The organism is Streptomyces silvisoli (genome assembly GCF_029269905.1).
Taxonomy (GTDB): Bacteria; Actinomycetota; Actinomycetes; order Streptomycetales; family Streptomycetaceae; genus Streptantibioticus_A; species Streptantibioticus_A silvisoli_A.
In genome coordinates this window covers 1-11,804 of record NZ_JARJBC010000028.1, presented here as the reverse complement: position 1 = coordinate 11,804, position 11,804 = coordinate 1, and the positions used below count along the sequence as shown (strand labels likewise).

Sequence of the window (11,804 nt, the reverse complement as noted above, 5' to 3'; positions counted from 1 at the left end):
CCCAGACCGCAATCTGAAACGAACGACGACTCACGTGGCGAAACGTGAACTCAAGACCAGATCACTAGCTCCACACCTCCGGTCCCCCACCGCGCCACTCGATCAACGAGGGGTCGTCCAGCCGTACTCTGCCCGGGGTCACGCCTTCACGGTGCAGCAGAGCCCGCAGTTCCCGTGGCCGGTGCACTCGACCCGCGTACTCACCGTTGATCGTCACTCGCCGACCTGCCAGACCCGGCGAGTGCACCACCACGGGCGGATGCCGATCATCCATCAACCCCAGACTGCGCCCCGCTGGTGCCCGCCGCATGCTGGCGGGCAGAGCAGGTGTGCCCCACGGGCGGCGCCTGGCCGTTGTGGGGCTCTCTGGTAGCCAGCGAGCGCCAGTAAGGTGAGTGGCGAGATGTAGCAGCACACACTTCCAGATGCGTTCGCCAGGCGGATCGCGACACATCAGCACACGGCCCGCCGATACCTGCCGTAGCGACCGCGAACCGCCCGGTCCGTTCGGCACCCTCCCGATATGTCCACGCGCACGATCGGCCGTTTCGTCACCATGCGCGCGCAACCCGCAAGGGGGGCGAGTTGGCTGACGTCCTGTCGAAAGTCGCGTCGGTGCTGGAGGCGGCACCGGGCTGCCAGATGTATGTGATTTGAGGCAACAGACCCTTGCACATCAAGCGTCTCACTCGCTGACCAATTGGCCATGGGGAAGCCAGTCTCTTGGGTGTACGACAACCACGTGCGTGAGCAGATCCCGAGCTTCCGCATAGGCCGACAACTACGGTTCTCACCCGCGCAGATATGAATGCAGGGCGACCGCGAGTGCCTCGGCCAGGGTCATGGGCGGGCGGCCGATCAGGCGGCGCAAGTCGCCGGAGTCGGTGTACATCTCGCCGCGGTTCATGCCGCGGTCAGCGTCAGCGAGGACCTCCGCCAGCTCGGCGGGTAGGCCCGCGGCGGCCAGTACCTGCGCGAAGTCGGTCACCGGGAGGTCAGCGTAGGTAACCTGCCTTCCGGCCGCGGCGGAGATCGCGGCGGCGAGCTCAGTCAGGGTGAAGGATTCGTCGCCCCCGAGCTCGTACACGGCGCCAGTGTGGCCTTCAGTGGTGAGGACGACCGCTGCGGCCTCGGCGTAGTCGGCGCGGGACGCGGCGCTGATCCGCCCCTCGCCTGCGGCGCCGACGACGGCGCCGTTCTGCAGGATCTGCGGCAGTTGGCTGGTGTAGTTCTCCAGGTACCAGCCGTTGCGCAGCAGCACGCTGGGGATTCCGCGGTCCCGCAGATACTCCTCGGTCTCGCCGTGCGTGGCACCGATGACGGTGGTGGCCGTGTCCGCGTGCGTCGTGCTCGTGTATGCCACCAGCGACACGCCTGCGGACGCCGCGGCGTCGATCACGCGGCGGTGGTTGGCGACCCGCTCGCCCACGGGGACCGAGGCCGAGATCAGCAGCAGCCTGTCCGCCCCCGCGAATGCCTCGGCCAGGCCGTCGTTGTCCGCGAAGTCGGCGCGGCGTACCGTGACGCCTCGGTCGGCCAGGTCCTTGATCCTGGCGATGTCCCGGCCGGTCGCGATGATGTCCGCGGCCGGGATCCCGCGCCGCAGCAGTGCCTCGATGGTGAGCCTGCCCAGCTGGCCGGTGGCTCCAGTGACGACGATCGACATGATGGTCATTCCTTCCATCCGCGCGTGCCTCGCACGCCTGCAGCGGTCCGTCCGCGGCGGGATGGCACGTAGAATGACCTGCACACTCACTGTTGGGGAGTAGCCACTTCTTGGTACGGTACTTACCGGACCGATAGCATTGAGGTGAGCCGTATGGCTTCTGTCGAGAACGTGACCGAGTCCATACCGTCATTCGACCCGTACGAGCGCGGCTGCCCGTCGCGGGACCTGCTCGACCAGATCGGCAGCAAGTGGGCGGTCCTTGTACTGGGCGAACTCGGCCAGAACGGGACCTCCCGGTTCGGCCAGCTCCGGCAGGCGCTGGCGGGCGTGAGCGAGAAGATGCTCACCCAGACGCTGCGCACCCTCGAACGCGACGGGCTGATCAGCCGGACCGTCTACCCAGAGGTGCCGCCACACGTGGAGTATGAGCTGACCGCGCTCGGCCAGACGCTGCGGGAACCGCTGAAGGCGCTCACGGAGTGGTCCGTGCTGCATATCGAAGAAGTCATCACCGCCCGCGAAGAGTACGACGACCGCACTGAGCGCACCCGGTAATCGACGACCGTACTGAGCGCACCCGGTAATCGGCGGCGGCCGACAGTCTGGTCATTGCCGATTGTTCCTTTGCGGATGAACGACATGGGGAGGATCGGGGCTAGGTGCGATCTCAAGCTGTTGCGCATCGAGGGTGGTCGGGCCGTTGAGGTGGCAGGCAGGACGGTGGCCCTGGAGGGGCACCTGCAGCGGATCATCGAGCGGAACATGGGAGTCATACTCGGAATCCGGTTTCTGGCGTCGGAGTACTCGACGGGTCCCTGGCATCGGGGCCGGATCGACACTCTCGGGCTGGATGAGAACGGCACGCCGGTGATCGTCGAGTACAAGCGGACGAGCGACCAGGGCGTAATCACTCAGGCTGTGTCGTATCTGTCGTGGCTCCGGGCCAGTCGCCATGAGTTCCAGGCCCTGGTGAAGCGGGAGTTGGGCGACGCGGCGGCCGACAGTATCGACCGGCGCCATCCACGGGTGGTGTGCATCGCTGCCGACTTCACCCGCCACGACCGATTCGCGGTGCACCCATGGGTCACCGCATCGACCGCGTGCGCTACCGCCTCTTCACTGTTGGCCTGTTGAGCCTGCTGCTGATGGAGTCCGCGCCGGGTTCCTCCGAGTCGGCGCGAGGAGCAGCGCGGCAGGAGTCGGCCGACTGCGGCTTGTCGTCAGCTTGTGGCGGCGACCAAAGCCGGTGCAGGCGATCCTCGACGAGGCCCCGGAGTCGTTGCGGGACCTATGCGGGGAGCTGTACAAGTCGCTGACTTCGCCGGGAACGTGGAGGCGGAGGCCAAACTGCACTACGTCGCGTTCCGGCGGATGGTGGGATGCCGATCGGCCCCCAGCACGAGCCCACGCTCGCCAACCAGGAAACGTTCCTCGCCAAACCGCCATTGACGGGCAATCTGCTCTGACCGGCACCATTTGACGGCACCCGCCGCGCTATCCGTCGCCTGCGTCTTCGTTCATGAGCGCGGCGTGGTCGGGTACGTATTTCTGCTGGTCACGCGGTGGCCGCTGATAGCCAGTTGCCGGTGGTCGGGCTGGCAGGCGCAGTGGCTCCGGCTCGACTTCCCGGTAGGGCACCGACGCCAGCAGATGGGCGATCATGTTGATCCGGGCACTGCGTTTGTCGTCGCTTTCCACGACGTACCAGGGTGCCTCGGGGATGTCCGTGTGCGCGAACATCTCGTCCTTGGCGCGGGAATACGCTTCCCACTGCGTGATGGACTCCATGTCGACCGCGGAGAGCTTCCAGCGGCGGACGGGATCCTCAAGCCTGTTGCGCAACCGCTGCTCTTGTACGGCGTCGCTGACGGAGAACCAGTACTTGCGCAGCAGGATGCCGTCCTGTACCAGCATCCGCTCGAAGATCGGGCACTGGTACAGAAAGCGCTCGTACTCCTCGGCGGTACAGAACCCCATGACGTGCTCGACACCGGCGCGGTTGTACCAGCTACGGTCGAACAGCACGATCTCGCCCGCCGTCGGGAGCTGTTGGACGTAGCGCTGGAAGTACCACTGACCGCGTTCGCGCTCCGTCGGTGCGGGCAACGCCACGATGCGAGTGACGCGCGGGTTCAGCCGCTCAGTGACCCGCTTGATCACACCGCCCTTTCCGGCCGCGTCACGCCCTTCGAAGACAACCACGAGCCGAACCCCGTTGACCCGTACCCATTCCTGCAACTTGACGAGCTCCGTCTGAAGGCGGAGCAGCTCCCGCTCGTACACCGGCCGGGGCAGCCGCTCTCCCGGCGGGCTGTTTGGTGTCCTGCTCCTTGTGGGGTGCTTCTTGCCAGGCACAGACGCGCCTCCTCAATGCCTTGATGGGGTCCACGCTACGGACGGCTAGGCGGAGACCACCGGCGCACCGCCTGGCTCACGGTCAGATCGGTATCACCGCGACCGGGCAAGAGGCGTGGTGCAGGACGCGTTGGACCACTTTGCCCAGGGGCATGGAGAGCGGGGGACGTTGGCGTCGTGCGCCCACGACCACCAGGCGGGCCGTGTGGGAGGCGTTGATCAGCGCTTCTTCTGGCTCGGTCAGCCGGATCTCCTCCGTCACGTCCACGTCGGGGAAGGCGTAGCGGCCGCTGGCCAGCGTTTCTGCCAGTTCGGCGCGTTCCTTGGCAACGTGCTCCTCGGCGTCCGGTGGTGGCACCGCTAGGTAGCCCGGGAGTGCCTGCGGGTACGACCACGCCCGGACCACGTGCAGTGGTGCGTGCCATCGGGCAGCCTCGGCGAAGGCGAACTCCACAGCCTCGGGCGACTCGCCGGGGGCGGCGCCGAGCACGACCGCGCTCGGTATGGTGGTGTTGGCCTTGTCCTGTGTGCCGCGTACAACGACGACAGGTCCGGCCGAGTGTGCGGCCACCCGTTGGCTCACCGAGCCGAGCAGCACCGCTGAGAACCGATTCAGCCCCCGGGCACCGACCACGACCAGCGCGACCTGCCTGGCCATGCGGAGCAGCGCGGTCACCGGCTCGTCCCAGACCGCCTCCCAGGTCACCACCAGACCGTCACGGCCCTCCTGGGCACGACGTGCTGACCGCTCCAAGTCCTCCTCGGCTTCCAGCAGGTGCTGGTCGGGAACGCCCTGATAGGTGGTGTCCGGCATATAGACGCCCAGGGCGTGCACGATGTGCAGCTCTGTCTCACGCCGGGCGGCCTCGTCGGCCGCCCAGTCCAGCGCTTGCGACGCGGCCTGTGACCGGTCGAATCCCACAACGACGATGTCCGCGGACAGGGTGTTCATCGCTGCCTCGGTTCCGCGGGGCGGGCCTAGGCCCCGCTGCTGTCGTCATGCCGGTACTGCAGCCGTGCGTCGACGCTGACGACGCCGTCCACACCCCGGCACAGCCGCGCCACCAGCGGGACCAGGCTCCGGCGCTCGACGGTGCCGGTCAAGCTCACCTGTCCGTCGACGACGTTGACGGACACGTCGGTCGGCGCCAGCCGCAGTGTTCCCAGGAGGACGTCGTCCATGATCTCTTCCCGGATTGCCTGGTCGCGGCGGAGGAAGACCCGCAGCAGGTCAGCACGGCTGACCAGGCCGACCAACTGCCCTGCCTCGTTGACCACCGGCAGCCGCTTGACCTTGTGCTGCTCCATCACCCGGGCCGCCTCCACCACCGTCCACTCGGGACGGGCGGTCACCACGGGAGTGGTCATCAGCCACTCCGCCGACGTGGCAGCGGCCTTCGCCATGTCCGCGTGCCACGCGTCCGTCCCGGGCTCGGAGCGCTCGAACGCCTCCGCCAGGAGCCCCGCCGGGTCGGGCTGCCCGGCCTGTTTGCGCAGCAGGTCGGCCTCGGAGACCATGCCCACCGGGCGGTCGTTGTCGTCCACCACGGGCACGGCCGTGATGTCATGTTCCGCGAGCAGTCCGGCGATCTCCTTGAACGTCGTGTCCCGCCGTGCGGTGATGACCGAGGTCGTCATGAGATCGCTGACGTTTCGATGCCGCATGATCCCCGTCTCCTCTCATGGCCAGACGCGGGCCCGAGCGCTCACCGGGTCGGATGACCCTCACCACAAGTGTCCGATCCGACGTCCGGCCCCGCACACGGACGAAGGGCCCTTGCCCATGGGCCGCCCGGCCCGGGCGGGTGGGTGGTGTCCCGGAGCGTCGAACCGGCCATCGGATCCAGGTGCGTTGATGTCAGTGCCGTTCTCATCCGCGCTCGCCGCTGCCGTACGGCGCGTACAGGTCCAGCAGTCGGGTGCGGGCCGTCACCAGGCGGTGGCCGACGACGGCGGCCACGCCCACGGCGACCGCCTGTCCCAGTTCCGGGTCTCCCGCGCACAGGGCGCGTACCGCCTCGGCGTCGAACTCGTCGGCACGTACCTCGGTCAGCGCTCTCGCGCCCAGACGCCACACGTACGGCGGGAACAGCCAGGACCAGCCCAGCAGGTCCTCCGACTCCAGCAGCTCCACATCGGCTGCCCGGCGCCCGGGCACATGGAGGTCGAGCGCGACCCTGCCAGAGCGCAGCACCCAGAAGCGGTCGGCCCTGCCGCCCTCGTGGAAGATGCGGTGGCCGGCCGCGAACGTCACCTCGTGGCTCAGCTCCATCAGGGTCTTCTGTTTGGCTGGTGGGATCCCGCCAAGGAACGTGGAGCCCAGGCTGGGGCTTCGGCCGGTCATGAAGCTGCACCTCCTTTCGGCCGCTACTGGTGCGGAACGACGGCGACCGGGCAGGGGGCGTGGTGCAGCATCGCGTGGTTCACCGGACCAAGTTGCAGGCCAAAGGCGTCCGAACGTCGCCTGGCGCCCACCACGAGCAGTTCGGCGGATCGGGCCGCGTCCAGCAGCGACTGGCGGGCGTGTCCCTCGACGACCTCACGACGTACCCGGACCTCGGGATGCTTGGCCGTGGCGTCGCGCAGCGCCTCTTCCAGCCACTCTTCGGCCTCGCGTTGCGCGGACTGTCTGGCATCGTCCAACTGGCCCGTATGGGCTGTCGGCGTCTCCGGGTAGTTGCTTCGCCACGCGTGGACGACGGCTACCCCGGTGCCGCGGAGCACCGCTTCCGTGAAGGCGAAGTCCACGGTGGCCGTCCCGGTGCCCCGGTCGCCCAGGCCGAGCGCGATCCAGCGTTGGCCGTTGCCTGGTTTCGTTTCCTCGCCCCGTACGACGATCACCGGGCACTGGGCGCGGGCCGCGACGGACAGGCCGACCGAGCCCAGCAGCAGTGCCGCGAGTTCACCGCGCCCGCGGTTGCCCACGACGATCGCGAGGGCGTTGCGGCCTTGCCCGAGCAGTCCCTCCGCCGGGTCTTCGGCGAGGATCTCGGTCGAGACGGTCAGGTCGGGGTGGCGCCGCTCGCAGCGTTCGCTGGCGGAGGCCACGATGTGCTCGGCGAACACCGCTCCCGAGGCGGGCGCGGTACGCACGGACGGCACGACCCTTTCGTAGTGCGCCAGCAGTGACGCGTACACGATGCGAAGCGGTGCCCCGCGGAGGGCGGCTTCGTCGGCCGCCCAGTCCACCGCGCGCAGTGCGGCGTCCGAACCGTCGGTGCCCACGACCAAGGGAAGGGACATGCCTCTTCGCCGCCTCTCGGTGAAATCACGGTGGGGCTCACTCCGCAGCCTGTCAGTCCGCGGGCCGGCTGGCGTGGGCGCAACGGCCTTCGAACGAGGAGGTTCGGCCCAATGGGCCAAGGCCACGCCACCGGACACACGCCTCGCCGTGGTGGTCCGTGGGGACAAGGCCTCGCACCATGACCGCTTTCCTTCCTGGACGGACGGTCCCTGGCAACGGCAGGTCGGCGTTCACCGCGCAGGTGCGGACGCGTGAGCGTGGAGGCAGGCTGGGCCCGGAAGCACAAGAGGGTGACGGCCATGAGTGCGCAGACCTGGCGGTTGATGAGGCGGCATTGTCCGCTTCGACGCGGTTCCGACGTCGTCGAGGCGTGCGTCGGACTGCTGACGGTGCTGCTGGCGGCCGTGTTCGCACCGTTGGCGGGGGTGGTTGCCGCCGAAGCGACCAGTGCGCTGTTGGTACACCAGCAGCAGGGCTGGCACCGTACCGCGGCCGTGCTGACGGGTGACGCCGCCTTCACCACGACCGGCGCGGCGGACACCGGGCAGGCCGAGGCGACGGTGCGGTGGTCGGCACCGGACCGTTCCACCCGTAGCGCGGCCACGGAAGTGCCGGCGGGAACCAAGGCTGGTACGTCGACAACGGTCTGGATCGATGCCAAGGGCCGACTTCGCCATCCGCCACTGGGCTCGGACGACAGGGCGGCGCTGGCGGACCTGGCGGGTGGCTGCGTCGCCATCGGGGTATGTGCGCTGGCGGCTGGCGCCCGGCGGGCCGTGGTCCGCTTCGAACTGGAACGACACCGTGCTCGGGCGTGGGAGCGGGAGTGGGCCGAGGTGGAGCCACGCTGGACGCACGGGCACGCTTGACGGAACCGGTCGAACGATCTCTCACGGGGTCCGCGGCAGCCATCGATACCGAAAGGGAAGCGGCGGCGAACTGAGCAGTGGAGGTGGTCATGTCGAAAAGCCACGGTGAAACGGCCCGGATCGTCGTCGGCGTGGACGGTTCGACCTCGTCCAAGGAAGCCCTCCGCTGGGCCGTACGACAGGCGGAACTGACCCACGGCATTGTGGAGGCGGTGATCGCCTGGGACATTCCGCTGGCCTACGCCTCGTTCGGTTGGTTGCCACCCGACGCCAAGGCACTCGATCTGGAGGGCATCGCCGAGCAGATTCTGGCGGACGCGATCAAGGAAGCCGTGGGGCCGGAGCCGCCGGTGGAGATCCGTACCACCGTGGAGCACGGCAACCCGTCGAACGTCCTGCTACGCGCCGCCGACGGCGCCTCGCTGCTGGTCGTGGGGAGCCGGGGCCACGGTGGGTTCGCCGAGGCGCTCCTGGGCTCGGTCGGTCAGCACTGCACGCAGCACGCCCCCTGCCCGGTCGTCATCGTCCGCGGTCGGGTTGGCTGAGTGGGAGCCATCGCGGCGACGCGGTCAGGACTGGACGGTGGGGCGGTGCTGCTGGCGCGCCGGTGGTTCCTGGAGGGTGCTCCAGGAGACCGGCCCTAGGAGGTCCGCGAAGCGTTGGAAGACGTCGAGGAACAGGTCGTCGATGGTGAGTACGCCGACGAGTCGACGACCGTCCACCACGGGCAGGCGGCGCACCCCTGACCTGCGGAAGGCACGGTACGCGGCGTCGACGCTGTCGGTGACGTCCACGGTGACCGGGTGGGTGGACATCAACTCGGCGACGGTGGTGGTGTCCGTCGGCAGACCGGGGGCGACCGCCCGCACCACGACGTCACGATCGGTCAGCACGCCCCTCAGGGTGCCGTCCTCGGCGACGAGTACCGATCCGACGGACTGCTCGTCCATGCGGAATGCCGCCGCGCGTACCGACGCTTGCGGGGCGACGGTGACGGGCGGCGAGATCATCAGGTCGGAGATCTTCATGTTCGGGCTTCCTGGTTTCGTTTGCCGGGTTGGTCCACGTCTCATTCCGTCTGCGGGCCGACGGTGATCAGCGGGCAGACCGCGTGGTGCAGTGCGCCGTGGCCCACGGAGCCCAGCAGCATGCCGGTGAAGCCGCCGTGTCCTCTCGTCCCGATGACGAGGCCCAGCGCGTGGGCGGACTCCCTGGTGAGTACGTCGACAGGGTGGCCGGGCACGACCTCGTGGTGCAGTTCCACGTCCGGATAGACGGACGCCCGGCCGGACACCGCTTCCGAGAGCAGCTCGCGGCACTCCTGTTGCGCGGCGTGTTCGTCGAGACTGCCCAGGACCGGCCGGTGCCAGGCCCATATCGCGCGCAGCGAGGCGTGATGCAGCGCCGCTTCCTCGAAGGCAAAGTTGATGGCCGCCTGGCACGTCGGGCTGCCGTCGACGCCGACCACGTAGTGGGGGCGCTCCTCGCTGGTGTCCTGGGAGCGGCGTACGACCACCACGGGGCACGGGGCGTGTGCCATCAGCGGCAGGGCCACGGATGCGGAGGTGAACATCTCCTTCGCGGCGGGCAGCCGGTTCGAGCCGAGGACGACCATGGCCGCGTCCCGCGCCTGTTCACGCAGCACCCATGCCGGTTCGCCCTCCGCGAGTTGGGCCGACAGCGGGAGTTGCGGGTAGTGGGCTTCGACGAAGGCGACCGCGTCGTCCAGTGCGCGTTGGCCCGTGGTGTGCAGCGTTCGGTTCCACTCCTCCCAGGAGGGGACCAGGTCCGCCTCGGTGACCCTGATGGTCGGCATCCCCTGGGCGAGCACCAGGCGCAGCGGCAGGTGTCGTAGGCTCGCCTCGTCGGCCGCCCAGTTCAGGGCCAGGCGATGTGCGGGGTCCGGGTCCACGCCGACGACAACGGGGCGTTTTGTTCGGGGAGTTGCCATGGTCTCCTCCCGCATCGCTGGGTGCCATGTCCGGGCGTTGCCGGTCCGCTGTCAGACGGCGGTGAGCCGATCGACCACGTCCGTCACGTCCTCAACCTGCCTGATCTCGTCCAGTAGTTGGGGAAGTCGGGGTGGAGTCGAGCGTGCCACCGACGCTCACCACGCCGTTGTCGACGCTGACTTGGAGGGAGGCGCGATCGAGGTGGAAGTCGTGCTCGATGATCCTGGACTGGATTCCTTCCCGGATCTTCGCGTCATCGCGGACCAGAGCACCAAGGAGCGCGTCCCCGCGGACGATGCCGACCAGTCGCCCCCTGTAGTCGACCACTGGCAGTCGCTTCGGGCGGGAGCGGGCGGCCAACCAGGCGGCCTCGACGACCGGAGTGCCGGGCAGCACGGTGATCGCGGGGCTGGTCATCAGCGTGGACGCCGTCTCACCCCTGGCCTTTTCGTACAGCCGGTAGGCGCTCAGCCTGCGGATCGGGCCAGGGCGGTGCTCGGCGGCCTCGACCGCGGCCTTGGAGAGCAGATCGGACTCCGACACCACGCCCACCGCCCTGTCTTCGGCGTCCACCACCGGTACCGAGCCGAGGTGTTCCCGCGAAAGGGTCCGGGCGATGTCCAGGAAGGGCATGTCGCCCGGGACAGGTACGGCGGACACGTCCATCACGTCCCGGACCTGGATTCCCGCAGGGCCTTCAGGCTCCGGTTCCGCCGCCGGGACCGGTTGGCCGAGAACATGGGCTGGTGGACGCTCGGTGGCATGCGCCGCTGATGCCGAGGCGACCGCGCCCAGGTAGCGCAGTAGCGTCTCCTGATGGTGTGCCTCGTCGGGGCGCCAATCGCGGCCGGGAACCGCTCCGCGTGCCTGCGCCCCGGCGGCATGGTGCTCGTGCTGGCTCATCGTGACCTCCCGCAGCACCCGTCACGACACTCACGGCCTGCCTTCAAGGCCAGTCTCACACCGCCGCTCCGGACGGCATAGAGCACTTGGACGGTGGACTGCTGCCTGTGGTCGAGCGCAGACGGCGGTATCCGGGGCGCAGACGGCTGGAGGACCGGCGGGTGCTCTGCGGGATCCTGGCCTGGGTGTCCACCGCTGGGTCGTCGAAGCCGCCTTCGGACTCCTGCACTGGTTCCGCCGCCTACGCACCCGCTGGGAAATCCGCAGCGACCTCCACGAAGCCTTCCTCACCCTCGGCTGCAGCATCATCTGCTGGCGCCGCCTGAAGGCCCCTTTTTGCCATGAGTCCTTAGCCCCGAACCCGGGCCATACGCCCCGAAGTCAAATGAAACCCGCCTCTCCAGACGACAGGTGTCCGGCCGTACGAGAACCTGGAAGAGGCAGCGGAGGCAGAGGCTCACCGTGAGGAGGTCTCTCGTGGCTGGGTTCAGGGATTTCCTGACGCGGTTCCGTCCGGCCAGCGCTCCCGGGCCGACGGCCACCGGCGTTCCCGCCGACCGCTCCGCGGAGCTGGCACCACCCCTGGCCCTGTTGGAGGGGGCCGAGTCCGAGGCGCGGACCATCCGGGAGACGGCTGCCGAAGAGGTCCCCACGCCAGGAGGCTGTGCGGGCGGCGGCCGAGTACGCGGGGCGATGAGCGCGGGAGGCAGCCATGACCACCAGCACCTGGGCCGGAGACATCGTGGTAGGCGTCGACGGCTCGGAGGACTCTGACCGCGCTCTCGACTGGGCCGCCGCCGAGGCCGACCGCC

General features: G+C 68.9%; 15 protein-coding genes and 1 pseudogene. 6 read left to right on the top strand and 10 right to left on the bottom strand.

All coding sequences use genetic code 11. The annotated features are described in order from the left end of the window. Positions 1–64: 64 nt before the first annotated feature. Positions 65–274 (bottom strand): hypothetical protein, encoded by a 210-nt coding sequence (locus P3G67_RS31275; protein ID WP_276096506.1) that lies wholly within the window; start codon positions 272–274, stop codon positions 65–67. Between the two features lie 516 nt (positions 275–790). Next, positions 791–1,675, bottom strand: coding sequence for an SDR family oxidoreductase (locus P3G67_RS31270; RefSeq protein ID WP_276096505.1), 885 nt, complete (start codon positions 1,673–1,675; stop codon positions 791–793). Between the two features lie 144 nt (positions 1,676–1,819). Here P3G67_RS31270 and P3G67_RS31265 point away from each other — a divergent pair, with 144 nt between their 5' ends. Both P3G67_RS31265 and P3G67_RS31260 read left to right on the top strand, forming a co-directional pair. Next, positions 1,820–2,224, top strand: a complete 405-nt coding sequence (locus tag P3G67_RS31265) for a winged helix-turn-helix transcriptional regulator (protein ID WP_276096504.1) — start codon at positions 1,820–1,822, stop codon at positions 2,222–2,224. Between the two features lie 75 nt (positions 2,225–2,299). After that, positions 2,300–2,803: an endonuclease NucS domain-containing protein gene (locus P3G67_RS31260; RefSeq protein ID WP_276096503.1), complete on the top strand. Its 504-nt coding sequence runs from the start codon at positions 2,300–2,302 to the stop codon at positions 2,801–2,803. Positions 2,804–3,163: 360 nt separating this feature from the next. Here the strand turns inward: P3G67_RS31260 and ppk2 are convergent, their stop codons facing one another. From ppk2 to P3G67_RS31235, 5 genes are all read right to left on the bottom strand, one after another. Further along, positions 3,164–4,024, bottom strand: a complete 861-nt coding sequence (gene ppk2, locus P3G67_RS31255; protein ID WP_276096502.1) for a polyphosphate kinase 2 — start codon at positions 4,022–4,024, stop codon at positions 3,164–3,166. 82 nt (positions 4,025–4,106) lie between these two features. Next, positions 4,107–4,976, bottom strand: a complete 870-nt coding sequence (locus P3G67_RS31250) for a universal stress protein (protein WP_276096501.1) — start codon at positions 4,974–4,976, stop codon at positions 4,107–4,109. Positions 4,977–5,002: 26 nt separating this feature from the next. Next, positions 5,003–5,689, bottom strand: coding sequence for a CBS domain-containing protein (locus P3G67_RS31245; protein ID WP_276096500.1), 687 nt, complete (start codon positions 5,687–5,689; stop codon positions 5,003–5,005). Positions 5,690–5,894: 205 nt separating this feature from the next. Then, positions 5,895–6,368, bottom strand: a complete 474-nt coding sequence (locus P3G67_RS31240; RefSeq protein ID WP_276096499.1) for a cyclic nucleotide-binding domain-containing protein — start codon at positions 6,366–6,368, stop codon at positions 5,895–5,897. A gap of 23 nt (positions 6,369–6,391) precedes the next feature. Beyond that, positions 6,392–7,267, bottom strand: a complete 876-nt coding sequence (locus P3G67_RS31235) for a universal stress protein (RefSeq protein ID WP_276096498.1) — start codon at positions 7,265–7,267, stop codon at positions 6,392–6,394. A gap of 300 nt (positions 7,268–7,567) precedes the next feature. Between P3G67_RS31235 and P3G67_RS31230 the strand changes: the two genes are divergently transcribed. After that, positions 7,568–8,137, top strand: a complete 570-nt coding sequence (locus P3G67_RS31230) for an Rv1733c family protein (RefSeq protein ID WP_276096497.1) — start codon at positions 7,568–7,570, stop codon at positions 8,135–8,137. A gap of 89 nt (positions 8,138–8,226) precedes the next feature. Next, positions 8,227–8,682 carry a universal stress protein gene (locus P3G67_RS31225; RefSeq protein WP_276096496.1) on the top strand — a complete coding sequence of 152 codons (456 nt, stop codon included), beginning with the start codon at positions 8,227–8,229 and terminating at the stop codon, positions 8,680–8,682. Positions 8,683–8,706: 24 nt separating this feature from the next. On the opposite strand, the gene P3G67_RS31220 is transcribed toward P3G67_RS31225, so the two are convergent. The 3 genes from P3G67_RS31220 to P3G67_RS31210 form a co-directional block, all read right to left on the bottom strand. Continuing rightward, on the bottom strand, positions 8,707–9,165 hold the full coding sequence (locus P3G67_RS31220; RefSeq protein WP_276096495.1) for a CBS domain-containing protein: 459 nt from the start codon (positions 9,163–9,165) through the stop codon (positions 8,707–8,709). 41 nt (positions 9,166–9,206) lie between these two features. Further along, the gene (locus P3G67_RS31215) at positions 9,207–10,088 is read right to left on the bottom strand and encodes a universal stress protein (protein WP_276096494.1); all 882 of its coding nucleotides are present in this window, start codon (positions 10,086–10,088) and stop codon (positions 9,207–9,209) included. A 91-nt stretch (positions 10,089–10,179) separates the two neighbouring features. Next, positions 10,180–10,992: a CBS domain-containing protein gene (locus tag P3G67_RS31210; RefSeq protein ID WP_276096493.1), complete on the bottom strand. Its 813-nt coding sequence runs from the start codon at positions 10,990–10,992 to the stop codon at positions 10,180–10,182. Between the two features lie 178 nt (positions 10,993–11,170). Here P3G67_RS31210 and P3G67_RS31205 point away from each other — a divergent pair. Together P3G67_RS31205 and P3G67_RS36235 are read left to right on the top strand one after the other, a co-directional pair. Then, positions 11,171–11,308: pseudogene (locus P3G67_RS31205) on the top strand (IS5/IS1182 family transposase); the annotation flags it as partial. Between the two features lie 396 nt (positions 11,309–11,704). Continuing rightward, positions 11,705–11,804: universal stress protein (locus P3G67_RS36235; RefSeq protein WP_276096234.1), on the top strand; the 100-nt coding region annotated here is incomplete at its 3' end.